The 24,061-nt window shown below is 62.9% G+C and carries 20 protein-coding genes and 1 pseudogene; 12 read left to right on the top strand and 9 right to left on the bottom strand.

Annotated elements, in window-relative coordinates; translation table 11 throughout:
* The first annotated feature begins 19 nt into the window (after positions 1–19).
* From E1B25_RS05245 to E1B25_RS05270, 6 genes are all read left to right on the top strand, one after another.
* On the top strand, positions 20–3,364 hold the full coding sequence (locus tag E1B25_RS05245; RefSeq protein WP_132827614.1) for a YhdP family protein: 3,345 nt from the start codon (positions 20–22) through the stop codon (positions 3,362–3,364).
* 46 nt (positions 3,365–3,410) lie between these two features.
* Positions 3,411–4,466 carry a tRNA preQ1(34) S-adenosylmethionine ribosyltransferase-isomerase QueA gene (gene queA, locus E1B25_RS05250; RefSeq protein ID WP_132827616.1) on the top strand — a complete coding sequence of 352 codons (1,056 nt, stop codon included), beginning with the start codon at positions 3,411–3,413 and terminating at the stop codon, positions 4,464–4,466.
* 177 nt (positions 4,467–4,643) lie between these two features.
* Positions 4,644–5,924, top strand: a complete 1,281-nt coding sequence (locus E1B25_RS05255; RefSeq protein WP_132827618.1) for an MFS transporter — start codon at positions 4,644–4,646, stop codon at positions 5,922–5,924.
* A gap of 104 nt (positions 5,925–6,028) precedes the next feature.
* Positions 6,029–6,607 (top strand): DUF924 family protein, encoded by a 579-nt coding sequence (locus tag E1B25_RS05260; protein WP_132827619.1) that lies wholly within the window; start codon positions 6,029–6,031, stop codon positions 6,605–6,607.
* 145 nt (positions 6,608–6,752) lie between these two features.
* Entirely contained in the window at positions 6,753–8,162 is a 1,410-nt protein-coding gene (gene lpdA, locus E1B25_RS05265) for a dihydrolipoyl dehydrogenase (protein ID WP_132827621.1), read from the top strand.
* A 172-nt stretch (positions 8,163–8,334) separates the two neighbouring features.
* Positions 8,335–8,892 carry a class I SAM-dependent methyltransferase gene (locus E1B25_RS05270; RefSeq protein ID WP_245510615.1) on the top strand — a complete coding sequence of 186 codons (558 nt, stop codon included), beginning with the start codon at positions 8,335–8,337 and terminating at the stop codon, positions 8,890–8,892.
* A gap of 20 nt (positions 8,893–8,912) precedes the next feature.
* On the opposite strand, the gene E1B25_RS05275 is transcribed toward E1B25_RS05270, so the two are convergent.
* Complete coding sequence (locus tag E1B25_RS05275; protein ID WP_132827622.1) at positions 8,913–9,272, bottom strand: rhodanese-like domain-containing protein; 360 nt, start codon at positions 9,270–9,272, stop codon at positions 8,913–8,915.
* 180 nt (positions 9,273–9,452) lie between these two features.
* Between E1B25_RS05275 and uvrA the strand changes: the two genes are divergently transcribed.
* Complete coding sequence (gene uvrA / locus E1B25_RS05280; RefSeq protein ID WP_132827624.1) at positions 9,453–12,317, top strand: excinuclease ABC subunit UvrA; 2,865 nt, start codon at positions 9,453–9,455, stop codon at positions 12,315–12,317.
* A complete protein-coding gene (locus E1B25_RS05285) occupies positions 12,317–13,207 on the top strand; it encodes a patatin-like phospholipase family protein (RefSeq protein WP_132827625.1) in 891 nt (296 codons plus the stop codon). Before uvrA ends, E1B25_RS05285 begins: the two co-directional genes overlap by 1 nt.
* 7 nt (positions 13,208–13,214) lie before the next feature.
* Here E1B25_RS05285 and E1B25_RS05290 read toward each other — a convergent pair whose 3' ends face one another.
* The 5 genes and pseudogenes from E1B25_RS05290 to E1B25_RS05305 all read right to left on the bottom strand — a co-directional run bounded on the left by E1B25_RS05290 (position 13,215) and on the right by E1B25_RS05305 (position 17,942).
* Positions 13,215–13,415 carry a YgaP family membrane protein gene (locus E1B25_RS05290; protein ID WP_132827627.1) on the bottom strand — a complete coding sequence of 67 codons (201 nt, stop codon included), beginning with the start codon at positions 13,413–13,415 and terminating at the stop codon, positions 13,215–13,217.
* Between the two features lie 151 nt (positions 13,416–13,566).
* Complete coding sequence (gene mmsB / locus E1B25_RS22780; protein WP_342635583.1) at positions 13,567–14,442, bottom strand: 3-hydroxyisobutyrate dehydrogenase; 876 nt, start codon at positions 14,440–14,442, stop codon at positions 13,567–13,569.
* An 84-nt stretch (positions 14,443–14,526) separates the two neighbouring features.
* A pseudogene (locus E1B25_RS22785) lies at positions 14,527–15,501 on the bottom strand (enoyl-CoA hydratase/isomerase family protein); the annotation flags it as partial.
* 10 nt (positions 15,502–15,511) lie between these two features.
* Positions 15,512–16,654 (bottom strand): acyl-CoA dehydrogenase family protein, encoded by a 1,143-nt coding sequence (locus tag E1B25_RS05300; protein ID WP_132827630.1) that lies wholly within the window; start codon positions 16,652–16,654, stop codon positions 15,512–15,514.
* A gap of 172 nt (positions 16,655–16,826) precedes the next feature.
* Positions 16,827–17,942 (bottom strand): carboxylate-amine ligase, encoded by a 1,116-nt coding sequence (locus tag E1B25_RS05305; RefSeq protein WP_132827632.1) that lies wholly within the window; start codon positions 17,940–17,942, stop codon positions 16,827–16,829.
* Between the two features lie 149 nt (positions 17,943–18,091).
* Between E1B25_RS05305 and E1B25_RS05310 the strand changes: the two genes are divergently transcribed.
* Positions 18,092–18,952 carry a class I SAM-dependent methyltransferase gene (locus tag E1B25_RS05310; RefSeq protein ID WP_132827634.1) on the top strand — a complete coding sequence of 287 codons (861 nt, stop codon included), beginning with the start codon at positions 18,092–18,094 and terminating at the stop codon, positions 18,950–18,952.
* Positions 18,953–19,060: 108 nt separating this feature from the next.
* Here E1B25_RS05310 and E1B25_RS05315 read toward each other — a convergent pair whose 3' ends face one another.
* Both E1B25_RS05315 and E1B25_RS05320 read right to left on the bottom strand, forming a co-directional pair.
* The gene (locus tag E1B25_RS05315; protein ID WP_132827636.1) at positions 19,061–19,660 is read right to left on the bottom strand and encodes a L,D-transpeptidase; all 600 of its coding nucleotides are present in this window, start codon (positions 19,658–19,660) and stop codon (positions 19,061–19,063) included.
* 141 nt (positions 19,661–19,801) lie between these two features.
* Complete coding sequence (locus E1B25_RS05320) at positions 19,802–20,158, bottom strand: hypothetical protein (protein WP_245510616.1); 357 nt, start codon at positions 20,156–20,158, stop codon at positions 19,802–19,804.
* A gap of 364 nt (positions 20,159–20,522) precedes the next feature.
* On the opposite strand from E1B25_RS05320, the gene E1B25_RS05325 reads away from it, so the two are divergent.
* A complete protein-coding gene (locus tag E1B25_RS05325) occupies positions 20,523–20,984 on the top strand; it encodes a DsrE family protein (protein ID WP_245510617.1) in 462 nt (153 codons plus the stop codon).
* A gap of 75 nt (positions 20,985–21,059) precedes the next feature.
* Here E1B25_RS05325 and E1B25_RS05330 read toward each other — a convergent pair whose 3' ends face one another.
* Positions 21,060–22,559, bottom strand: a complete 1,500-nt coding sequence (locus E1B25_RS05330) for a CoA-acylating methylmalonate-semialdehyde dehydrogenase (RefSeq protein ID WP_132827640.1) — start codon at positions 22,557–22,559, stop codon at positions 21,060–21,062.
* Between the two features lie 102 nt (positions 22,560–22,661).
* On the opposite strand from E1B25_RS05330, the gene E1B25_RS05335 reads away from it, so the two are divergent.
* Positions 22,662–23,558, top strand: coding sequence for a LysR family transcriptional regulator (locus E1B25_RS05335; RefSeq protein ID WP_132827641.1), 897 nt, complete (start codon positions 22,662–22,664; stop codon positions 23,556–23,558).
* A 61-nt stretch (positions 23,559–23,619) separates the two neighbouring features.
* On the top strand, positions 23,620–24,054 hold the full coding sequence (locus E1B25_RS05340; RefSeq protein ID WP_132827643.1) for a CBS domain-containing protein: 435 nt from the start codon (positions 23,620–23,622) through the stop codon (positions 24,052–24,054).
* Positions 24,055–24,061: the final 7 nt, after the last annotated feature.

Consider the following 24,061-nt stretch of genomic DNA (forward strand, 5'->3'; position numbering starts at 1 on the left):
TTGTGCGCAGGTTGGGGCCGTGACGCAAGCTGACGCGCAAAGGCGCGAGCGGCGCAGCGGGCAGGCGTTGCGCCGCGCCGGTCTATGGGCCATGCGCGTCATTGCCGTCGTGGTGCTGCTGGCCTCGCTGCTGGTGCTCCTGACGGTGAACAAACGGTTGAGCCCGCCGGACTGGCTGCGCGCCCGCGCCGAGGCCCGCATTGAGCAGGGGCTGGACGGGCTTCAGATCAAATTCGGGGATATCGAACTGGTGATCCGCGACGGGCTGCGGCCGCGGATGCATCTGCGCGACGTGGTGCTTTCCGAACCTGACGGCCGCATTCTGGCCCGGCTTTCGGATGCACAGGCCAGTCTGGCGATGCGCCCGCTGCTGCGGGGAGAGGTGCAGCCGAAGCGGATCGCGCTGAGCGGATTGTTCGCCACCCTGCGGCGCGATACCGAGGGGGCGGTCTCGCTGACGCTGGGCGATCCGACGGCCCCGGTCGGACAGGCCGCCGGGGTGCCGCAGTTGCTGGCACGTGCCGAACAGCTTTTGCAGCGGCCGCAGTTTTCCGCGCTGGTCGCGGTGGACGTGGATTCGGTGACCATGCGCTATGAGGATGCCCGCATCGGGCAGGGCTGGACGCTGGACGGCGGTCAGGTGCGGCTCAAGCGCCGCGGCGACGACCTGGATGTCAGCGCCGACTTTGCCCTGCTCAGCGGGCGGGATTATGCCAGTTCGGTCGAGATGAATTATACCAGCCAGATCGGCGAGCCGCAGGCGGATTTCGGCGTCTCGGTTCAGGATATCGCCGCCTCGGACATCGCCGCGCAGAGCGTTGCGTTGCGTTGGTTGACGGTTTTGCGCGCGCCGATCTCGGGCGCGCTGCGCGGTGGCATCGACGCAACCGGGGCGTTGGGGCCGCTTTCGGCCACCTTGCAGATCGGCGCCGGTGCGCTGCAACCGACCGAGGCGACGCTTCCGATTCCGTTCAGCGGGGCGCGCAGCTATTTCACCTATGATCCGGTGGCGCAGACCCTGACCTTTGACGAGATGTCGGTGGACAGCGATTGGGGCGCAGGGCGCAGCGAGGGGCGCGCCTATCTCAGGGGGATCGAGAACGGGACGCTCACCGATCTGGTCGGCCAGTTCACCTTTGCCGCGACCCGTCTCAATCCTGCCGGGCTTTATGCCGAGCCGCTGCAGTTGGAGGGGGGCTCGGCCGATTTTCGTCTGGAACTGGACCCGTTTCGCCTGACGCTGGGCCAGATGCACGTGAATGAACGCGACAGCGCCTTTGATTTTTCCGGGCAACTGACGGCGGCGGAAACCGGGTGGAAGCTGGCACTGGATGCGAAGCTGGACCAGTTGACGCCCGCGCGGCTGATGGAGCTGTGGCCCGCCGCCGTGGCGGAAAAGCCGCGTCTGTGGGTGGAACAGAATATCCTGACCGGAAAGATGCGTGATCTCGATCTGGCGCTGCGGCTGAACGAGGGTGAGAAACCCGATATCTATGCCGATCTGGAATTCGAACAGGTCAGTCTGCGCTATAATCGGTATCTGCCGCTGTTGACCGACGCGGCTGGCGTTCTGACGCTGGACCGGGGGCGGTTGGTGGCCAGCGCCGACCGAGGGATCGTCACCGCCGCAGAGGGGGGCGATCTGGATATCTCCGGCTCCTCCTTTGTCATCCCCGATATCTCGGTCAAACCGGCGACGCCGGCGGTGATCCGCCTGCGCGGGGCGGGACAGGTCACGGCGGCGATGTCGCTGCTGGCCGGGCCGCCGGTGCGGGCGTTGCGCGCCACTGATCTGCCGGTCGATCTGGCGCAGGGCCAGGTGAAGCTTGACGGGACGCTGTCGCTACCCTTGGAAAAGGGCGTGCCGTTTGAAGATATCGCCTTTCACTTTGCGGGCGAGTTGAGCGATGTCGAAAGCTCGGTTCTGGTGCCGGGGCAGACGGTGTCGGCCAGTGCGTTGCGGCTCAAGGCGGATCAAACGCAGGTTCAGATCGACGGCACCGCCCATATCGGCGCGCTGCCGGTGGTGCTGGGCTGGCGCCAGCCGATCGGACCGGGCGCCGCAAAAGGCAGCCGGGTCAAGGGGCAGGTAGAGCTATCGCAGACCCTGATTGATACGTTCGAACTCGGCCTGCCAGAGGGCAGCGTCAGTGGGCAGGGCACCGGCAGCTTTACCCTTGATCTGGGCAGCGGGACACCGCCGGCGTTGCGTCTGAGCTCGGATCTGCGCGGGGTCGGCCTCTCGATTCCAACGCTGGGCTGGCGCAAACCGGCGGCGGGTACGGGCCGTTTCGAGCTGTCTGGCGTCTTGGGCGAAACGGCCCGGATCGAACATCTGGCGATTGATGCCGCCGGGCTCAAGGCCACCGGCAGCGTCATCAGCCGCAAGGGGGGCGGGCTCGACCGGGCGCTGTTCAGCTCGGTGCGGCTGGGCGGTTGGCTGGAGGCGGGGGTGGAGTTGACCGGGCGCGGCAAGGCGGCCCCGGATGTGCGCATCCTGACCGGGGTTCTGGATCTGCGCCGCGCGCCGCTGGACGGCGGCGGCGAAGGCGGCGGAGCGCTCACAGTGCGGCTGGATCGGCTGCAAGTGACCGAGGGGCTGGCGCTGCATGATTTCGCTGGCGATTTCACCACCAGCGACGGGCTACGCGGCCCCTTCACCGGCACGCTGAACGGGCAGACCCCGGTGCGTGGCCGGATCGAACCACGGGCCGGGGGCAGCGCAATCTTTGTGCAGTCGGACGATGGCGGCGGGGTGTTCCGTTCGGCCGGGATTCTCACTCAGGGCCATGGCGGCGCGTTCGAAATGACATTGTTGCCGGCAAAGGCACCGGCGCTGTTCAACGGAACGTTGCGGGTCAAGAATACCCGCGTCAAGGACGCCCCGGCAATCGCGGCGCTGTTGAACGCGGTCAGCGTAGTGGGGCTGTTGGACGAGATGTCGGGGCAGGGGATCCAGTTTTCCCAAGTCGAAGCGCGGTTTCGGTTGGAGCCGGATCGTCTGGTCCTGCTCGAAAGCAGCGCCACCGGCCCCTCGATCGGATTGTCGATGGATGGGCTCTATGATCTGGAGCGCGGGGTGTTGAACATGCGCGGCGTGGTCTCGCCGGTGTATCTGATCAATGCGGTGGGCAGTATCCTGACCCGCAAGGGAGAGGGGATGATCGGGTTCAGCTATACGCTGAAAGGACCCTCGTCCAAGCCGGTCGTGCAGGTCAACCCGTTGTCGGGGCTGGCGCCGGGGCTGTTTCGCGAGATCTTTCGCGGCGCGACGCCGACCATGCCGGGCGATGAGCCGGAGGAGCCCGACCGGACGCCGCGCCATACCAATGACCTGATCAACGGGGCCGAGGGCGGACGATGAGCACAGGGCATGGTCAAACCCGTTGCACCGTCCTATAGCGCAGGCCATGAAACTGAGCGATTTTGATTTCGACCTGCCCGAACGGCTGATTGCGACTCGCCCGGCGGTGCCGCGCAGCTCTGCGCGGCTGCTGGTCTCTGCCGGGGGGGCGATCACCGACGCCCATGTGGGCGATCTGCCCGACTGGCTGCGCCCCGGCGATAGGCTGGTGCTGAATGACACCCGCGTGATCCCGGCGCGCCTGAGCGGAGAGCGTCCGCGCAGCGGCGCCCAGGGCGACACCCGCGCCCGGATCGAGGTGACGCTGCTGGAGCCGCGCGCCGATGGTACATGGGCGGCCCTGCTGAAGCCGTTGAAAAAGATCCGCGTCGGTGAAGCCATCCTGTTTTCCGCCGGGTTGAGCGCCACCCTGGACGCCGTGGCCGAGGGGCAGGGGCTGCTGCGATTCAATCTTGTGGGCGAGGATTTCGATGCAGCGCTGGCCGAGGCTGGCGCGATGCCGTTGCCGCCCTATATCGCCGCCAAACGCCCGGCGGATGAGCAGGACAAGACCGATTACCAGACCGTCTGGGCGAAACACTCTGGCGCGGTGGCGGCGCCGACAGCCTCGCTTCATTTCGACGCCGAGCTGTTGGACAAGCTGCGCCACATGGGGGTCGCGTTCACCTATGTCACCCTGCATGTAGGGGCGGGCACCTTTCTGCCGGTGAAGGTGGACGATGTCACCACCCACCGCATGCATGCGGAATGGGGGCAGGTGAGCGAAGACGCCGCGGCGCAGATCGCTGCGACCAAGGCGGCGGGCGGCCGGGTGATCCCGGTGGGCACCACTGCGCTGCGCCTGATCGAGACCGCGGCGCGCGGCGGCCAGATCGCGCCGTGGGAAGGGGAGACCGACATCTTCATCTATCCGGGGTTCGAGTTTCGCGTGACCGATGCGCTGGTGACCAATTTTCACCTGCCGAAATCGACCCTTCTGATGCTGGTCTCGGCCCTGATCGGGTCTGAGCGCATCCGCGATATCTATGATCACGCCGTCGCCGAGGGCTATCGCTTTTTCTCTTATGGCGATGCGTCGCTGCTGCTTCCTGATCCGCGCTGAGCCAGTGGGCAAGGCTTGCACGAGGGGGCAAAGGCGGGGTAGGCGTTGGGGAACCTGCGCATTCGAGGCCGCTTTGCCTGAATGCGACATTGCCCATGTCGCGGATAGGGCTGACGCCGCTGTCTCCCCCCCGTAGCTGGGGCGGACGGTTCGGCGCGAAACAGAAAGGCTTCCCCTGTGAAACAAGTTCTGTCGAGTGCCTGGGCGCTGCTTTTGGGAATGGGGCTGTTGATGATCGGCAACGGCCTGCAGGGCACCCTTTTGGGGGTCCGGGGCGGGATTGAAGGGTTCACCACCTTTCAGATGTCCATCGTCATGTCGGCCTATTTCCTGGGCTTTCTGGGTGGATCAAAGCTTGCGCCCGAGATGATCCGGCGGGTTGGGCATGTGCGGGTCTTTGCCGCGCTGGCCTCGTTCATATCGGCTGTGATGATCCTGTATCCGACCTTTGCCGATCCGTTTGCCTGGTCGCTGGGCCGGGTTGTGATCGGGTTCTGTTTTTCGGGCGTTTATGTGACGGCGGAAAGCTGGCTCAACAATGCCTCGGACAATGAAAACCGGGGCAAGGCGCTGTCGCTGTACATGATCGTGCAGATGGCGGGCGTCGTCACGGCGCAGGCGATGATGCTGTTGGGCGATCCGGCGGGCTATGACACCTTTGTGCTGGCCTCGGTGCTGATTTCGGTCTCTTTCGCGCCAATTCTGCTGTCGATCAGCCCAACCCCGGCGTTTGACACCACCAAGCCGATGAACCTCAAGCAGTTGATGCAAACCTCGCCGTTGGGCTGCGTCGGCATGTTCCTGATGGGCAGCGTCTTTGCCGCGCAATTCGGGATGAGCGCGGTCTATGGCGCCAAGGTCGGTTTGAGCGTGGCCGAGATTTCCGGTTTTGTCGCTACCTTCTATGTCGGGGCGCTGCTGCTGCAATATCCGCTGGGCTGGCTGTCGGACCGGATGGATCGCCGGTTGCTGATCCTGATGGTCGCGGCCGCCGCCGGTGTCGGCGCGGTGCTGGGGATGATCTTTGGCGGGATCTATATCATGCTGCTGGCCTCGGCGTTTCTGGTGGGAGGGATGACCAACCCGCTGTATTCGCTGCTGATCGCCCATACCAATGATTATCTGGAACATGACGACATGGCGGCGGCCTCTGGCGGGTTGATCTTTATCAACGGGCTGGGCGCCATCGCCGGGCCGCTGATCACCGGTTGGCTGATGGGCGACGACGTGTTCGGCGCGCCGGGCTTCTTCATGCTGATGGCGCTGCTGCTGTTCGCGCTGGCGGGCTATGCGCTGTATCGCACCACCCAGCGCCCGGCGGTGCCGATCGAGGATACCGGCAGCTATGCGCCGATGTCCCCGAGCTCCACCCCGGTGGCTGTCGAGGTGGCGCAGGAATTCGCGATCGAGACCGAACAGGACGCCCAAGACGCCCAAGACGCGAGCGACGCGGCCTGATGTCGCACGGTTTATTGCCGCTGTTGCAAATCGTTACTGTATTTCCCGCACAAACCCTTCTTACAGTGGGTGTTACGCTGAAACGGCAGAAGGGGAGTGAGGGGATGGTTGGTCCTGAGGAGATTCTGAGTTTCTGGCTGGACGAGGTCGGGCCAAAGGGGTGGTACGCGCAGGACGATGCGTTGGATGCCGCGATCCGGGACCGCTTTGGCGTCACATGGGAGGGGGCCAGTGCCGGGCAATTTTCGTTCTGGCTGACCTATCCCAGCGGTGCGCTGGCCTATCTCATTCTTACGGATCAGTTCCCGCGCAACATGTTCCGGGGCGAGGGCAAGGCGTTTTCCACCGACCGTGCGGCGCTCGCCGCCGCGAAATCGGCGATCGACAAATGCTGGGACATGAAGATTGACGAACCGGCGCGCCAGTTCTTTTACCTGCCGCTGATGCATTCGGAAAACCTGTGCGATCAGGATCGCTGTGTCCGGCTGCTGTGCGAGCGGATGCCGGAAACCGGCGCGTCGAACCTGTTGCATGCCCGCGCCCATCGCGAGGTGATCCGCCGCTTTGGTCGCTTCCCCTATCGCAACGTGGCGCTGTCGCGCGCGATGACCGGGCCTGAGGCGGCCTATGTCTCTGACGGCGGCTATGGCGTGACCATGCGAGAGCTTCAGGCCGCGTCCTGAGCCGGGGCGGTGACGCCTCTGTGAGACAGGTGCATTCGCCGCAGATCTTCGCTGCGGTGGGAATGCCTGTTTGCGCCCATTGATGTGCGTTCCGGAATAGTTTAATGGTGAACTAGTTTTTCAACGGCGGTGCCGAGGGGATGTCATGGCTGCTAAATCGTTTGATCTGATCGTCATTGGGGCTGGACCGGGCGGCTATGTCGCCGCGATCCGCGCGGCGCAACTTGGCCTGTCCGTGGCCGTTGTCGAGCGCGAGAATCTGGGCGGCATCTGCTTGAACTGGGGCTGCATCCCCACCAAGGCGCTGCTGCGCTCGGCCGAGGTGTTTCACCTGATGGAACGGGCCAAGGAGTTCGGGCTGTCCGCTGACAAGATCGGCTATGACCTTGACGCGGTGGTCAAACGCTCGCGCGGGGTGGCGAAGCAGCTGTCCGGTGGGGTCGGGCACCTGCTGAAAAAGAACAAGGTGACCGTGATTATGGGCGCGGCGACGCTCCCTGCCAAGGGCAAGGTCAGCGTCAAGACCGACAAGGGCACCGAGGATCTGACGGCGAAGAACATCGTTCTGGCCACCGGCGCGCGGGCGCGCGAACTTCCGGGGCTGGAGGCCGACGGCGATCTGGTCTGGACCTATAGACATGCACTTAATCCGCCACGGATGCCGAAAAAGCTGCTGGTTATCGGATCGGGCGCGATTGGCATCGAATTCGCCAGCTTCTTCAACACGCTGGGCGCCGATACCACCGTGGTCGAGGTGATGGACCGGGTGCTTCCGGTCGAGGATGCCGAGATCGCCGCCTTTGCCAAGAAGCAATTCGTCAAACAGGGCATGACCATCCTGGAGAAATCCATGGTCAAACAGCTTGACCGGGCTCCGAACAAGACGGGCGGCGGCAAGGTCACCGCCCATATCGAGAGTGGCGGCAAACTCGAAAAGATGGAGTTCGACACCGTGATCTCGGCCGTGGGCATCGTCGGCAACGTCGAAGGGCTGGGGCTGGAGGCGCTTGGCGTCAAGTTGGAGCGCACCCATGTTGTGACCGATGAATTCTGCCGCACCGGGATCGAGGGGTTGTATGCCATCGGCGATATCGCCGGCGCACCTTGGCTGGCGCATAAGGCCAGCCACGAGGGCGTGATGGTGGCCGAGCTGATCGCGGGCAAACATGCCCATCCGGTCAAACCCGAAAGCATCGCCGGCTGTACCTATTGCCAACCGCAGGTGGCCTCGGTCGGCTATAGCGAGGCCAAGGCGAAAGAGCTGGGCTATGACATCAAGGTCGGCCGCTTCCCCTTTATCGGCAACGGCAAGGCGATCGCGCTGGGAGAGCCGGAGGGCATGGTCAAGACCGTGTTCGACGCGAAAACCGGCGAGCTGCTGGGCGCCCATATGGTCGGCGCCGAGGTCACCGAGCTGATCCAGGGCTATGTGATCGGTCGGCAGCTGGAGACCACAGAAGAGGATCTGATGCAGACCGTCTTCCCGCATCCCACGCTCAGCGAGATGATGCACGAAAGCGTGCTCGACGCCTATGGGCGCGCGATTCATTTCTGATGAGGGGCGGTTTCGTCGTGGGGGGGGCGCCTTTGGCGCCTGCCTCTGGCGGGGATATTTGCAGTGAAAGGAAAAGCCGGGCTTTGGGGGGCGCTGCGAGGTCGTTCTTTTCTAGACCGGGCGCGCGGGCCGTGGTTTCCTGGCGGTCAGGTAGCGGGGGCAGGGGGCATCAGTGGCAAGTCTGAATCGCATCGCAATGGGCCGCGCCAGCCGAGGGATGATCCGGGCACTGGGCCCCGATCTGGAGGTGGCCGAGATCTCAGGCAAATGGGGGCGGATGTTCGAGTTCGCCTCTTACCGGCAATTCAATTATCCTGAGTTTGATATTTGCGCCGCCCCGTTCACCGATGCGGCGGAGGAGGTACTGCAGTTCGACCTGATCCTTGCCAATCAGGTCTGGGAGCATCTGGATCGCCCCTATCGCGCGACCCAGAACGTGCGTGAGATGCTGCGCCCCGGCGGGCATTTCTGGCTTGCGGTGCCGTTCTTCATCCCGTTCCACGCCGCGCCGGCAGATTGTTCGCGCTGGTCGGCCCGGGGGCTGAAGAACCTGTTGATCGAATGCGGCTTTGACGAGGATCAGATCCAGGCCGAGCAATGGGGCAACCGCAACGCCGCCCTGCGCAATATGGAAGAGAGTTGGCCGCCGAAATTCGACCCCGAGCACGACACGCTGAAGAACGATCCCGAGATGCCGATCTGTGCTTGGGCGATGGCGCGCAAGGGGTGAGCGCTGCGGGTGAGGGCGGCTTAGCCGCGCTCGATCTCGCCGCCCGCCCGCACCCAATGACCCAGCCCGCCGATGTTGTGCACATCACTGTAGCCAAGTTGCGCCATGATCGACGCCGCCGCGTTCGAGCGCGCGCCGCTGGCGCAATACAGCGCGATCTTGGCCTCTGGCGTCAGTTCCGGGCGGTAATCGGGATGCTTCGGATCGGCCATGTCGCGCAGCCGCATTAGCGGGATATGCAGCGCGCCCTTGGCCTTGCCCGACATCGCCAACTCCCCGTGATCGCGCACGTCGATCACGATGACGCTGCCGTCCTTTGCCCCTGCTACAGCCTCTTGCGGGCTAAGGCCGCGACTGCTGGCCCGTCTGAACAAGAACATTGCGATCCTTTCTATCTGATACAGCCGATTCAGCGACCGATAGCCGCCCATATAACATTCGATAAATAGAATACAAAGATTGAATGCCCTGAAATGGCGCGCGTTCATATTTTGTTCGCTTTTTCCGGTTGGAGACTCGCCGCGACTCCCCTATTTCATAGGCAGTGGTGCGGGGGCGATATGGCTGAGCTTAAAAAGATCGAAGTGCGCGGCGCGCGCGAGCATAATCTAAAGAACATCGACGTGGATATTCCGCGCGATCAGCTGGTGGTGATCACCGGGCTGTCGGGGTCGGGCAAATCCTCGCTGGCCTTTGATACCATCTATGCCGAAGGGCAGCGGCGCTATGTCGAGAGTCTGTCCGCCTATGCGCGCCAGTTCCTCGACATGATGGAAAAGCCGGATGTGGACCATATCAGCGGTCTGTCGCCGGCGATTTCGATCGAGCAGAAGACCACCTCCAAGAACCCGCGGTCCACCGTTGGCACCGTCACCGAGATCTATGATTACCTGCGGCTTTTGTTCGCCCGCGCCGGCACCCCCTATAGCCCGGCCACCGGCCTGCCGATCGAGGCGCAGCAGGTGCAGGACATGGTCGACCGGGTGATGACGCTGGAGGAGGGCACCCGTGGCTATCTGCTGGCGCCCATCGTCCGCGACCGCAAGGGCGAATACCGCAAGGAGTTTCTGGAGCTGCGCAAGCAGGGCTTTCAGCGGGTCAAGGTGAATGGGGAGTTTTACGAGCTTGATGAGCCGCCCACGCTGGACAAGAAATTCCGCCATGACATCGATGTGGTGGTCGACCGGATCGTGGTGCGCGCAGGGATGGAGACGCGGCTGGCCGACAGTTTCCGCACCGCGTTGGATCTGGCCGACGGCATCGCCATTCTGGAAACCGCCCCGCGCGAAGGCGAGGGTGAGCCGGAGCGGATCACTTTTTCGGAAAACTTCGCCTGTCCGGTTTCGGGCTTTACCATCCCCGAGATCGAGCCGCGGCTGTTTTCCTTTAACGCGCCTTTCGGCGCCTGCCCGGATTGCGACGGGCTGGGGGTGGAGCTGTTCTTTGATGAACGCCTTGTGGTGCCCGATGCCACGCTCAAGATCTACGACGGCGCGCTGGCACCCTGGCGCAAGGGCAAGTCGCCCTATTTCCTGCAAACCATCGAGGCCATCGCCAAGCATTTCGAATTTGACAAGAACGCGCGTTGGAAGGATCTGCCGGAGAAGGTGCAGCAGGTGTTTCTTTACGGCTCGGGCGATGAGGAAATCCAGTTCCGCTATGACGAGGGCGGGCGGGTCTATCAGGTTAGCCGCGTGTTCGAGGGGGTGATCCCGAACATGGAGCGGCGCTATCGCGAGACGGATAGCAACTGGATCCGGGAAGAGTTCGAGCGCTATCAGAACAACCGTCCGTGCCAAAGCTGCGGTGGCTACCGGCTGAAGCCCGAGGCGCTGGCGGTCAAGATCGACGGGATGCATGTGGGGCAGGTGGTGCAGATGTCGATCAAACAGGCGCATGCCTGGATCGGCACCGCCCCCGAAAGTCTGAGCGCGCAGAAGAAAGAGATCGCCCGCGCCATCCTCAAGGAAATCCGCGAACGGCTGGGGTTTTTGAACAACGTCGGTCTCGATTACCTGACGCTCAGCCGCAATGCGGGCACCCTTTCGGGCGGCGAAAGCCAGCGCATCCGGCTCGCCTCCCAGATCGGGTCGGGGCTGACCGGGGTGCTGTATGTGCTGGATGAGCCCTCGATCGGGTTGCACCAGCGCGACAACGACCGGCTGATTGAGACGCTGAAGAATCTGCGCGATCAGGGCAATACCGTGATCGTGGTGGAGCATGACGAGGACATGGTCCGCCAGTCCGATTATGTGTTCGACATTGGCCCCGGTGCCGGTGTGCACGGCGGTCATGTGGTGGCCCATGGCACTCCGCAAGAGATCGCCGCCGATCCGGCCTCGATCACCGGGCAATACCTGTCCGGGGCACGCGAGATTGCGGTCCCGACCGAACGGCGCAAGGGCAAGGGCAAGGCGATCACCGTCGTCAAGGCCACCGGCAACAACCTGAAAAACGTGACGGTTGATTTCCCGCTGGGCGAGTTTGTTTGCGTCACCGGTGTGTCTGGCGGCGGCAAGTCGACCCTGACGCTTGAGACACTGTTCAAGACCGCCTCGATGCGGCTCAACGGCGCGCGCCAGACCCCGGCCCCCTGCGAGACGATCAAGGGGTTGGAGCATCTGGACAAGGTGATCGACATTGATCAGCGCCCGATCGGGCGAACGCCGCGGTCTAACCCCGCGACTTATACCGGCGCCTTTACCCCGATCCGCGACTGGTTCGCCGGTCTGCCGGAGTCCAAGGCGCGCGGCTACAAACCGGGGCGGTTCTCGTTCAACGTCAAGGGCGGCCGCTGCGAGGCCTGTCACGGCGACGGCGTGATCAAGATCGAGATGCATTTTCTGCCCGATGTCTATGTCACCTGCGAGACCTGCAAAGGGGCGCGCTATAACCGCGAGACGCTGGAAATTCAGTTCAAAGGCAAAAGCATAGCTGACGTTCTTGATATGACGGTTGAAGAGGCGCAGGTGTTCTTCAAGGCGGTGCCGAGCATCCGTGAGAAGATGGATGCGCTGCAGCGTGTCGGGCTTGATTACATCAAGGTCGGCCAGCAGGCGACCACGCTTTCGGGCGGCGAGGCGCAGCGGGTGAAGCTGTCGAAGGAGCTGAGCCGCCGCTCTACCGGGCGCACGCTCTATATCCTCGACGAGCCCACGACCGGGCTGCATTTCGAGGATGTGAAAAAGCTTCTGGAGGTGCTGCACGAGTTGGTGGATCAGGGCAATTCGGTGGTGGTGATCGAACACAATCTTGATGTCATCAAGACCGCCGACTGGATCATCGACATCGGCCCCGAAGGCGGCGACGGCGGCGGGGAGATCATCGCTGAGGGGCGCCCCGAGGATGTGGCCGCGAATCCGCGCAGCTATACCGGGCAATATCTGAAACCGCTGCTTGATCCCTCCCGCGTTGCAGCGGAGTGATGTCCGGGGGGCTGGCGCTGGCGCTTGGCTCTGGCGGCGCACGCGGCTGGGTCCACATCGGTGTGCTGCGCGAGTTGGAGGCGCAGGGGGTGGCGCCCGCGATGGTTGCGGGCTGCTCCATGGGGGCGCTGGTCGGCGCGGCATGGGCCGCTGGCAAACTGGATGCGCTGGAAGACTGGGCGCGGGATCTGAGCAGCACCAGCTTTATGGGGATGATCGATCTGCGGCTTGATCGCAGCGGGCTGATGCGAGGCGCGGCGATCATGGACTTGCTGCGGGATCTTGGCCTGCCCGAGACCATCGAAGAGCTGAAATACCCCTTCATCGCGGTGGCCACCGACATGCAAACCGGGCGCGAGGTCTGGTTGCGCAAGGGGTCTCTGGCGGATGCCGTGCGCGCCTCGGTCTCGCTGCCGGCAATCCTGCGACCGCACCGGATCGACGGGCGCTGGCTGTTGGATGGCGGCTTGATCAACCCGGTGCCGGTTTCTGCCGCGCGCGCGCTGGGGGCGCGGCGAATTCTTTCGGTCAATCCCAATGACAAGGCGGGCGGGCCGCTTTGGGCGCCGAGCGAAGGCAAGCTTTGGACCGCGTTGCAGGCCCCGGAGTTTCTGGAAAAACTGCCCGACCCGCTGCGCCGCCTGTTGCCGGATCGTGACGAGGGGCCCGCCGAGCCGACTTATTTTGACGTGGTCTCGGCCTCGATTGATGTGTTGACGGAGTTTCTGCGCAAAAGCCGAGAGGCCGCCGACCCCGCCGATCTGGCACTGGCGGCCGACCTTACCGATATGTCGACGCTGGAATTTTACCGCGCCAACCATGCGATCGAGGAGGGCACGCGGATCACCCGCGCCGCACATGATCGCATCGCGGCGCTTTGCACCGACTAGAGATGCCTCAATCCGCCTCGTTCGTGCTCATGTTCAGGCGGGAATAGATCGGGCAGGTGCCCAGAAGCCCCGAGGCCATCGCCACCAGACCGAACAGAAGAAGCCAGCTGAACGGCGCAGGGGCGATCACCGTATAGAGGATCAACATCGCCGCCCCCAGCAGGATGCGCCCGATCCGGTCGATATTACCCAGATTGCTGTTAAACATTGCGGTCCCTTTCACCAGCCATACATGCTGATGTGATTTGACCGCAGGGCGCTTAATGGAGGGTAAAGACCGGCCCATGGGGGGCGAGAAAATATAGACAATTCATATCAAACTGGATGCGGCAGGGACGTGCGCCCCCGCCGCAACTTGGTTATTCGGAGTGGCCGCGTTTTTCAAACCGGGGCAGCATGGCGCTGAAATCCATGCCCTTGCCATCCTCGTTCTCGACGAACTGCGCATAAAGCGCCTGTGCCAAGGCGCCCATCGGCGTATCTGCATCGGCGCTTTCGGCGGCTTGCTGGCTCAAACGCAGATCCTTGAGCATCAGATCGGCGGCAAACCCGGGTTTGTAATCGTTGTCCGCCGGAGATTGCGGGCCGACACCGGGGGCCGGGCAATAGGCGTTCATCGTCCAGCTATAGCCCGAGGAGGTCGACACGACGTCGAACATCTTTTGCCGGTCCAGACCCAGCTTGTCGGCCAGCGCAAAGGCTTCGCAGGTGGCGATCATGGTCACGCCAAGGATCATGTTGTTGCAGATCTTGGCAGACTGTCCGGCCCCGGCCGCGCCGCAATGCACGGCCTTTTGGCCCATGATGTCAAACAGCGGTTTGGCCTTGGCAAAGGCCGCATCCGAGCCACCGGCCATGAAGGTCAGCGTGCCGCCACTGGCGCCACCTGTGCCACCGGACACCGGCGCGTCCACCGCCAGCAGCCCGGCTTCCTCGGCCTGTTGCGCCACGGCACGGGCGCTGTCCACGTCAACGGTCGAGCAATCGACAAAGGTCGCGCCCTTGTCCATCGCCGGGATGATGTCGGCGGCTACCGCCCGCAGAATTTGTCCGTTGGGCAGCATGGTGATCACCACGTCGGCGCCCTTGGCGGCCTCGGCGGCAGAGCCTGCCATCTTCACGCCTGCGATCGTGACATCGGCCATGTCGAACCCGGTCACGTCATGCCCGGCCTTGGCCAGATTGGCCGCCATCGGCCCACCCATATTGCCCAAGCCAATAAACCCGATTTTCATCTGTCTGTTCTCCCCTTCGAATGTCAACGCATCGGCCCCCAGCGGGGCCAGCATGTGGTTCAACACGGCATCGGGCACGGCCTCAGGTCCGGTATCCCCGGCGTACTGCCACTTTGGATTGCGGTCCTTGTCGATGATCTGGGCGCGAATGCCCTCCAGAAAATCGCCATCCTCCATCGACCGCCAGGTAAAGCGGTATTCCAGATCCAGCGCCTGCCGGATCGTGGCATCCTCGGCCCGGAGCCGTCGCAGCATCTCGACCGTGCAGGCCATCGACAGCGGCGCATTGCGCGCCAGAACCGCACGGGTTTTCTGTGCGAAGTCACTGTCGTCCGCGCTGAGCGAGTCCAGGATGGCCTGCAGCGATCCACCCCCGAAATGGCGATCAATATCAGCGCGCATCTCGCCCAGTGACGACGGCGGGGCGGGCAGGGCATGTGCGGCCACATGGGCAATGTCGCCGCTGGCCTCCAGCATTTCGATCAGGTCGGCCCATTTCTCGCGCGGGATGAAATGATCGGCAAAGCCGGCCAGAATCGCGTCACCCGCCGCCATGCGCCCGGCGGTCAGGCCCAGATACTCGCCCAGATATCCCGGTGCGCGCGACAGCAGATGGCAGCCCCCCACATCCGGTATCAGCCCGATGCCACATTCGGGCATCGCGATGCGGGTGCTGTCATCCACCACCCGGTGCCCACCGTGGCAGCCGATGCCGACCCCGCCGCCCATGGTGAACCCCTGCATGAGGCTGACCACCGGCTTGGGAAATTCCGCGATAAAGGCGTTGAGCCGATACTCGTCGCGCCAGAACCGGCGGGCATAGGCGAAATCGCCCTTGGTGCCGGTGTCGTACAGCGCGGCGATGTCGCCACCGGCACAGAATGCCTTGTCGCCCTGCGCGTCGATCACAACCAGCGCCACCTCATCATCGTCGCGCCACTGCCGCATCGCCGCATCAACGGCCATGCACATGTCATAGCTCATGGCGTTGAGCGCCTGCGGGCGGGTAAAGGTGATGCGCCCGGCGCGACCGGTGATGCGGATGTCGATATCGCTCATCCCGGCATCCTCAACGGTTGGCCAGCATGTGGCGGGCCACGATCATCCGCATGATCTCGTTGGTGCCCTCAAGGATCTGGTGCACCCGCAGATCGCGCACCAACTTCTCGATGCCATAGTCGGCCAGATAGCCATAGCCGCCATGCAGTTGCAGGCATTGATCGACAATCTTCGATCCGGCCTCGGTCACGAATTTCTTCGCCATGGCACAGAACTTGGAGGCATCCGGCGCGCCTTGGTCCAGTTTCCATGCCGCCTGCCGCAGGAAGGTGCGCGCGGCCTGAAGCTCGATCTCCATATCGGCCAGACGGAATTGCAGCGCCTGAAACTGGTCGATGCTTTTGCCGAACGCCTTGCGATCACCCATATAGGCCAGCGTCAGGTTCAGGGCGGTCTGCGCCGCGCCCAGCGAGCAGGCCGAGATGTTCAGCCGTCCGCCATCAAGCCCCATCATGGCGTATTTGAAGCCATCGCCCTCGGTGCCGATCAGGTTGCCGGCAGGGATCTTGCAATCGTCGAACTGGACCTGCGCGGTGGGTTGGCTGCGCCAGCCCATCTTTTCCTCGAGCGCGCCGAAACTCAGCCCCGCTGTGCCGTCCTCGACATAGACGCTGGAGATGCCCTTGGGCCCGTCTTCGCCAGTGCGCACCATGCAGACATAGGCATCCGAATAGCCGCCGCCCGAGATGAACGCCTTGGTGCCGTTCAGGGTATAGCCCTCGTTGGATTTCTCCGCCCGCGTCTTCAACGCGGCGGCGTCCGATCCAGACCCCGGTTCGGTCAGGCAATAGCTCAGCACCGTGTTCAGGCTAAGCACGCCGGGCATGACCCGCGCCTTCAACTCGTCGCTGCCGAAACTGTCCAGCATCTTGGCGCACATGTTGTGGATCGACAGAAAGGCCGCCACCGAGGGGCAGGCCATGCTCAGCGCCTCGAACACCAATGTTGCATCCAACCGGCCCAGACCGGCGCCGCCGGACTCTTCCGAGACATAAAGCCCGCCAAACCCCAGTTCGCCGACCTGCGGCCAAAGCTCCTTGGGAATGGTGCCCTGTGCCTCCCAGGTGCGGGCATGCGGGGCGATCTGGTCCTGGCCAAACGCATGGGCCATGTCAAAAATCGCGGTCTGTTCTTCTGTCAGTGCAAAATCCACGCTGCGCCTCCCGTCGGTCGTGTTTAATTGAACGTTCGTTTTATTATTAGCCTTTGCAGAACCGGACGTACAAGTACCATTGCTGCAAACCCGATTTGCACGAATGCCGTTGTCTGGTCCGATCTTGTCTCAGGAAACTCTTGCAAGATGATTGCAGATCGCCGGGGTGCGGTCAAAGATCGGCGCGGAATTCTTCGATCAGGTGGCGGACCACGGCGCGACCGGGATCATCGCCCTTTGCCACGGCCTCGGCATGGACGCGGCGCTGGCGGGTGGCGCTGGTGCCCTGTTCGGCCAACGTTCGCAGCGCGGCGATCTCTTCCTGCGTGCCCAGGGCCTCGGCATCTTCGCACAGCAGGGTGATCATCTCGTCCATCAGCTGTGACATCGGCTTGATCTTGCGTTCGCCAAAGTCGATCAACCCCTCGCTGACCCCATAGCGTTGCGCGCGCCAGCGGTTCTCGGCGATCAGGAACCGGTCATAGTCGCGCCACCGCAGGTTTTGTTCGCGCAACCGCACCAGCATCCGCAGAATCGCTTGGGTCAGGGCCGCCAGCGACAGGGCGTGTTCCAACCGGGGCGAGACATCCATGATCCGGGTCTCCAGCGTGGGGAAATTATGCGACGGGCGCAAATCCCACCAGATCTTTGAGCTGTCCTCGATGATACCAAGATCAATCAGCGTGCCGGTGGCGCGTTCATAATCTTCCCAGCTTGAAAACACCGGCGGCAGCCCGGTGCGAGGCAGGTTGTCGAACACCGTCAACCGGTACGAGGCCAGTTTCGTGTCCTGCCCCTGCCAAAACGGCGAGGAGGTCGACAGCGCCAGCAGATGCGGCAGGAAATAGCACATCTGCGGCATCAGGTCGGTGCGCAGCGCCTTGTCGTCAAGGCCCACATGCACATGCATGCCACAGATCAGCATCCGCTGCGCCACGCCGCCCAGATCGTGGTGCAGGCTGTCATAGCGGTCTTTGCGGGTATGGTGCTGCTCTTTCCAATCCCCGAAGGGGTGGCAACTGACCGCGATGGGGGCGAGGTTGTGCTTGGCGGCGTGGTTCGAGACGCTCGTGCGCAACCGCTTCAGATCCTCGCGCGCCTGCGCCACCGTTTCGCAGACGCGGGTGCCGACCTCGATCTGGCATTGCAGGAATTCGGGGCTGACCTGCCCCTGCATATCCGCCTGACAGGCGGCCATCAGCGCCTCGGGCGCCTCGGCCAGCCGCAGCGAGTCGCGATCGACCAGCAGATATTCCTCTTCGATCCCGAGGGTGAATGTGCTTTGCATCGTCAGGCTCCGATCCGCGGTGCTCTCGGTTAGTCAAACCTGCCCTGTTCACGATGCCAAGCGAAAAAGCCCGAGTTTGGCGATCCACGGTTGCGCCGTGCGGGCGCGGGGGGCTATGCAGGCTGCCGCAGCCAGACGGAGCCATGCCCATGCCCAAACCCCTTTTGCCAGACCCTGAAGACATCATCTCCGGGCTGGACGGGGCACGGCGGCGGCGGCTGGCGCGCACTCTGGTCGAGCAGGCGGCGGAACAGGATCGGCTTGCCGCCTTTGAGGCCGCTGGCGGGTTGGACCGGCCCGCCTATGCGCTGTCCCCGGGGATGGAGGCTTTCGATATCGCGCCGCTGGTGGCGGACTATCAAACCCATGCGCAGGCTTTGGCGGCCCTGATGGCGCCTGAGGGCACGGCGTCCGGCTATCGTGCTGGAAACGGCTATTTCGATACCCCGGATGCCGAGGCGCTGTATCTGATGATCCGCCGGTTTGCCCCCAAACGCGTGATCGAGGTGGGCTGTGGCAATTCCACCCGCATCACTCGTCAGGCGATCATCGACGGCGGATTGAACACGCAGCTCACGGCGGTTGATCCGTGGCCGCGCGCCGATATCGCCGACGTGGTGGACCGGTTCGAACAGGCGACACTGGAAAGCGTCGATCCGGCGCTTTTCGCGGGGCTGCAGGCGGGCGATGTATTGTTCATCGATTCCAGCCATCAGGTCAGGATGAGCAACGATGTCGCGCATCTGTTCTGCCGGATCATCCCGGCGTTGGCGCCCGGTGTTGTGATCCACGTCCACGACGTGTTCCTGCCCTATGAATACCCCAAGCGGTTCTTCTATGACTGCCCGTCCTGGGGCGAGCAATACATGCTGCACGCGCTGTTGCAGGGTGGCGGGTATGAGATACTCTGGCCCGGATACCTGTTGCAGCGTGGCCGTGCCGATGCTGTCGCGGCGCTGCCGTTTCTGTCCAAGGGGCGGGCGCAGAGTTTCTGGATGCGCAAACGCTAGGGGCGGGCGTCCCCGGCCTTTGACAGGATGACGTCGGACGGGAAACGCAAAACAGGCGGCCCGTCTGGACCGCCCGTTCTGTACGATTTCAGGGCCGAAGTCCCCAGATCAGAGAAGCCGCACCTGCGTGCCGACCTGAACCATCGGATACAGTTCTTCGACATGCTGGTTGTAAAGCCCAATGCACCCGGACGAGCTTTGCCGCCCGATCTTGCGGGTGTCGTGGGTGCCATGCACGAGGTAGGCTGGCCAACCCAGATACATCGCACGGGTGCCCAGCGGGTTGCCGGGGCCGCCCACCATGAACGCGGGCAAGGTGGGATCACGTTCGCGCATCGAGGACGTCGGCGTCCAGCGCGGGTTCTCGGCCTTGCGCACAACCTCGGTATAGCCGCGCTTGGTCAACTCCTCGCTCAACGGCACCGAGGAGGGGAACAGGCGATAGGTTTCGCCATCGGGCCCCCAGTAATGCACCGCGCGGCTGGTGATATCGGCCAGCAGACAGCCTTTGCCCAAGGTGTCGAAATGGTCCTGCCAATGCTGCTCGCTGAACGACGAGATGTTGCGCCGCACCGGGAACTGATCGCTGATCGGTTGTTCCTCTTGCGGAAAGGCGTCAGAGGATTGTGCGCGCAGCAGGGCAGGCTTTGCCAAAGTCGCCGCGACACCAAGCAGGGCGCTGCGGCGGGTGATGCGAAAATCGGACATGATGCTCGGACCTCGGTGTGCTTTTTATGCTTGGGATGTACCCAAATTTTCGCGATCATACCAGAGGGCGTGCGGCCGCAGACCTTTGCCTCACGGCATTGTTAACCAAGCACGACCGCAAGCGATGAAATTCTGGCCGGATCAGGCCTCACGCGCCAAGGCCCAAAGGGCATCGAATGCGCGTTCGGGTTGGCCAAGAAGCTCCAGCGCATGCGCTTCGTCCTCCTGAATCAGGGCGACGACGGAGTCGAATGGCTCCCACGAGCGCAGGGCAAGCCGCGCCAGATCCTGTGTGAGCTTGTTCGGCGCATAATAGACCATCAGCGTTTCGGCCCCTTCGGCGGCAAACACGTCGGCCTTGTTTGCCTGCACCTGCATCATCTTGGTGAAATCCGGTTCATAGCCGGTGATTTTGGATAGGTCGACCAGCTGTTTCTGTCCCGGTTTGCAATCGGGATCGCGGGCATAGTCGGCAAAGGCAGTCAGCGTGTCCTCCATCCGTACAAAACCTGTGTAACGGACAAAAGCCAGCCCGCGGTCTGGGAATATGCGGAACGAAACAGACATGTGATACGCCCTCGAAAACAGGAACAAGCAGTAGTTTCTGGTCAGTTCGATCCAGAAAACATGATTTTCTCGGTGGGTCAATCCGGTGTCCGGCCCTGTCTCGACCGGCTTGCGATCTGATCTGCTCCCGGGGGACGCAAGACCTCCGTCAGAAACAGAAGGGGCGGCAGATGACGCAAGGGCAGGGTCAGCGCCAATCCTTCCCGCGCAGGAAGGTTGTTGACATGGGTCAATCAGCGCGGCGCCAATATGCGGTATCTGGAATGTGTCAATTTCATATATGAGGGAGAAAAAAGTGAAACTCAGGATTTTTCAATTCGTCGCGATGGGGCTTCTTGCGCTGGTCGTTTCCGGAACCCCCGATCTTGTTCGGGCCGACGACGGGGCCAAGCGCGGTTTGTTCGTGAGCCTGACCACCGATGACACCTGGTCGGCGGCCAAGGCAATCCTGTTCGCGCATCAGAAATCGCTGAAGAATGGCCATGACACGGCGATCTGGCTGAACGTGCGCGCGGTGTATCTGGCCGACAAGAAACGCGCCAGCCATGTGCACGGGTTGATGGCAGAACAGGGGACGTCGATTCAGGACATGCTCAAGGCGTTCATGGCCGATGGCGGCACCGTCATCATGTGCGGCGCCTGTTCCAAGGCCGCCGGGCTGACCAAGGATGACTATATCGAGGGGGTCGAAATGGGAACTTGGCCGCTGGTCGAAAGCTGGCTGTTCCGCGACGGGATGCAGACCCTGACCTGGTAATCGTTCCCGCGCCGTGCAACGAAAAAAGCCCCGGTCAAATGACCGGGGCTTTCCTATCGTTTCAGACAGTTTGGATCAGTCCATCGCTTTGAAGTGGAACTCTCCGCCGTCCTTCAGACCCGAGGGCCAGCGTGCCGTCACGGTCTTAGTCCGGGTGTAGAATTTGAACGCATCCGGGCCGTGCTGGTTCAGGTCACCAAAGGCCGATTTCTTCCAGCCGCCAAAGGTGTGATAGGCCAACGGAACCGGGATCGGCACGTTGATGCCGATCATGCCGACATTGATCTTGCTGGCGAAATCACGGGCGGTGTCGCCATCGCGGGTAAAGATCGCGATGCCGTTGCCCATTTCATGGTCCATCGCCAGTTTCAGCGCTTCTTCATAGCTTTGGGCGCGCACGGTCGACAGCACCGGGCCAAAGATCTCTTGCTTGTAGATATCCATGTCCGGGGTCACCTTGTCGAACAGGTGCGGGCCGACAAAGAAGCCATCTTCATAGCCCTGCAGCGAGAAGCCGCGGCCATCGACAACCAGTTCGGCGCCTTGGTCCACGCCCGACTGCACCAGCCCGAGGATCTTTTCCTTGGCGGCTGCGGTCACGACAGGGCCGTAATCCACGTCGTCGCCAGCGGTATAGGGCCCGACTTTCAGCTTTTCGATGCGCGGCACCAGCTTTTCGATCAGGCGGTCGGCGGTCTCGTCGCCGACAGGAACCGCGACCGAGATCGCCATGCAGCGTTCGCCCGCAGCACCGTAACCCGCGCCGATCAGCGCATCGGCGGCTTGATCCATGTCGGCATCGGGCATGATGATCATGTGGTTCTTGGCGCCACCGAAACATTGCACCCGCTTGCCGTTGGAACAGCCACGGCCATAGATGTATTCGGCGATCGGGGTGGACCCGACAAAACCGATCGACTGGATGGTGGGGTGGTCGAGAATGGCGTCGACAGCTTCTTTGTCGCCGTTCACAACCTGCAGGATCCCCTTGGGCAGACCGGCTTCTTCGAACAGTTCGGCCAGCATCAGCGGCACCGAGGGGTCACGCTCGGACGGTTTCAGGATGAAGGCGTTACCGCAGGCGATGGCCGGGGCGAACATCCACATCGGGATCATGGCGGGGAAGTTGAACGGGGTGATCCCGGCGCTCACACCCAGCGCCTGACGCATGGAATAGATGTCGATGCCGGGGCCGGCGCCGTCGGTGAATTCACCTTTCAGCATCTGCGGGGCACCGATGCAGTATTCCACCACTTCCAGCCCGCGCTGGACGTCGCCTTTGGCGTCGGGGAAGGTTTTGCCATGCTCGCGGCTCAGCGCCTCGGCCAGCTTGTCCATGTCGCGGTTCAGCAGGGTGACGAATTTCATCAGCACCCGGGCGCGACGCTGCGGGTTGACCGCGGCCCAAGCCGGTTGTGCTGCAGCGGCAATTTCAACGGCCTTCGCCATTTCTTCGACGCTCGCCAGCGGTGTCTTGGCCTGAACCTCGCCGGTGGCGGGGTTGTACACATCGGCAAAGCGGCCGGATTGGCCCTTTACATGTTCACCGTTGATATAGTGGGTCAGTTCTTGCATGGGATCGCTCCTCCTACTGAATTTTCTGTAAGATAGGCTTGCGGAAATCCCTTGAACAGGGGCAAGATTTCAAAAAGGCTTTGCAGTTTCGCAAGGGGTGAGATGGAACCGAACTGGGACGATATGAAAGTGTTTCTCGCCGTCGCGCGAGAGCAAAGTCTGTCCGGCGCGGGGCGGATGCTAAAGCTTGACCCGGCAACGGTGGGGCGGCGCATTGCCCGTCTGGAACAGGCGATGGGGGCGGTGCTGTTCGTGAAATCGCCGCAGGGCTACGCGCTCAGCGCGGCGGGGGAGCGGTTACTCGCCCATGGCGAAGCGGCGGAGGCGGCCATGCGCGCGGCGGGCGAGGCGCTGACCGGCTCCAGTGACAGTTTGGCAGGACAAATCCGAATCGGCGCACCGGATGGCTGCGCCAATTACGTGCTGCCGCAGGTCTGCGCCCGGATTGGCGAAGAGAACCCCGACCTTGATCTTCAGATCGTGGCCTTGCCACGGGTGGTCAACCTGTCGCGGCGCGAAGCCGATATGGCGATCACCGTCAGCCCGCCCACGGCCGGGCAGTTGTTGGTGCAGAAAATCTGCGATTATCACCTGCATCTGGTCGCCACACGCGATTTCCTGCGCCAAAACCTGCCGATCGACACTTTGGAGGCTCTGCGACAGGTGCGGATGGTCGGCTATGTTCCCGAGATGATCTTTGACGAGGAACTGGATTACCTCGGGGCCTTGGGGGTCCAGCGGGTGCCGTTGGCCTCGAACTCGGTTTCCGTTCAGTTGCGCCTGGTGGTGCAGGGCACCGGGGTCGGAATCGCGCATGATTTCAGCCTGCCGTCGCACAGCAATCTGCGCAAGGTTTTGCCCGATCAGGTCAGTCTGACCCGCAGTTTCTATCTGGTGCGATATCAAGGCGCGCAGCGCAGCCTGCGCCTGACCCGCTTTGCCGAACTGCTTTGTGATCGGGTCCGGGCCGAGGTGGCAAGGCTTGAAAGCCTGACTTGACTTGATCGCATATTGCGGCAACGCTTTGTTGTAGGAAAGAAAATTGCGGGAGGTTACGGAAATGCTTGTTCAATCCATTCTCAAATCCAAGGCCGCCGCCGGCGTCGTGACCATCAGATCCGATGCCAAGGTGTCCGAGGCGGCGAGTCTGCTGGCCGAGAAAAAGATCGGGTCGCTGGTGGTCTCCGATTCTGGCGACACGGCTGACGGGATTTTCTCGGAACGCGATATCGTGCGCGAACTGGGCCGGGTCGGCGGTGGCTGTCTCGACAAGACCGTGGCGCAATACATGACCAAGGATATTATCACCTGCACCGGTCAGTGCAGCGTGGAAGAGGTGCTTACCCGCATGACCGAGGGCCGCTTTCGCCATATGCCGGTGGTCGAGGACGGCAAGCTGGTCGGCATCGTGACCATCGGTGACGTGGTCAAGGCGCAATTGACTGAACTGGCGATGGAAAAGGATGCCCTGCAAGGCATGATCATGGGGCATTAAGCCGCGT

This window comes from Antarcticimicrobium sediminis (genome assembly GCF_004348975.1).
Lineage (GTDB): Bacteria > Pseudomonadota > Alphaproteobacteria > Rhodobacterales > Rhodobacteraceae > Antarcticimicrobium > Antarcticimicrobium sediminis.

Coding starts and splice junctions, on each gene's coding strand:
- queA (WP_132827616.1), top strand. CDS start 3,411: ATGAAACTGAGCGATTTTGATTTCGACCTGCCCGAACGGCTGATTGCG.
- E1B25_RS05260 (WP_132827619.1), top strand. CDS start 6,029: ATGGTTGGTCCTGAGGAGATTCTGAGTTTCTGGCTGGACGAGGTCGGG.
- lpdA (WP_132827621.1), top strand. CDS start 6,753: ATGGCTGCTAAATCGTTTGATCTGATCGTCATTGGGGCTGGACCGGGC.
- E1B25_RS05275 (WP_132827622.1), bottom strand. CDS start 9,272: ATGTTCTTGTTCAGACGGGCCAGCAGTCGCGGCCTTAGCCCGCAAGAG.
- uvrA (WP_132827624.1), top strand. CDS start 9,453: ATGGCTGAGCTTAAAAAGATCGAAGTGCGCGGCGCGCGCGAGCATAAT.
- E1B25_RS05285 (WP_132827625.1), top strand. CDS start 12,317: ATGTCCGGGGGGCTGGCGCTGGCGCTTGGCTCTGGCGGCGCACGCGGC.
- E1B25_RS05290 (WP_132827627.1), bottom strand. CDS start 13,415: ATGTTTAACAGCAATCTGGGTAATATCGACCGGATCGGGCGCATCCTG.
- mmsB (WP_342635583.1), bottom strand. CDS start 14,442: ATGAAAATCGGGTTTATTGGCTTGGGCAATATGGGTGGGCCGATGGCG.
- E1B25_RS05305 (WP_132827632.1), bottom strand. CDS start 17,942: ATGCAAAGCACATTCACCCTCGGGATCGAAGAGGAATATCTGCTGGTC.
- E1B25_RS05310 (WP_132827634.1), top strand. CDS start 18,092: ATGCCCAAACCCCTTTTGCCAGACCCTGAAGACATCATCTCCGGGCTG.
- E1B25_RS05315 (WP_132827636.1), bottom strand. CDS start 19,660: ATGTCCGATTTTCGCATCACCCGCCGCAGCGCCCTGCTTGGTGTCGCG.
- E1B25_RS05320 (WP_245510616.1), bottom strand. CDS start 20,158: ATGGAGGACACGCTGACTGCCTTTGCCGACTATGCCCGCGATCCCGAT.
- E1B25_RS05330 (WP_132827640.1), bottom strand. CDS start 22,559: ATGCAAGAACTGACCCACTATATCAACGGTGAACATGTAAAGGGCCAA.
- E1B25_RS05335 (WP_132827641.1), top strand. CDS start 22,662: ATGGAACCGAACTGGGACGATATGAAAGTGTTTCTCGCCGTCGCGCGA.
- E1B25_RS05340 (WP_132827643.1), top strand. CDS start 23,620: ATGCTTGTTCAATCCATTCTCAAATCCAAGGCCGCCGCCGGCGTCGTG.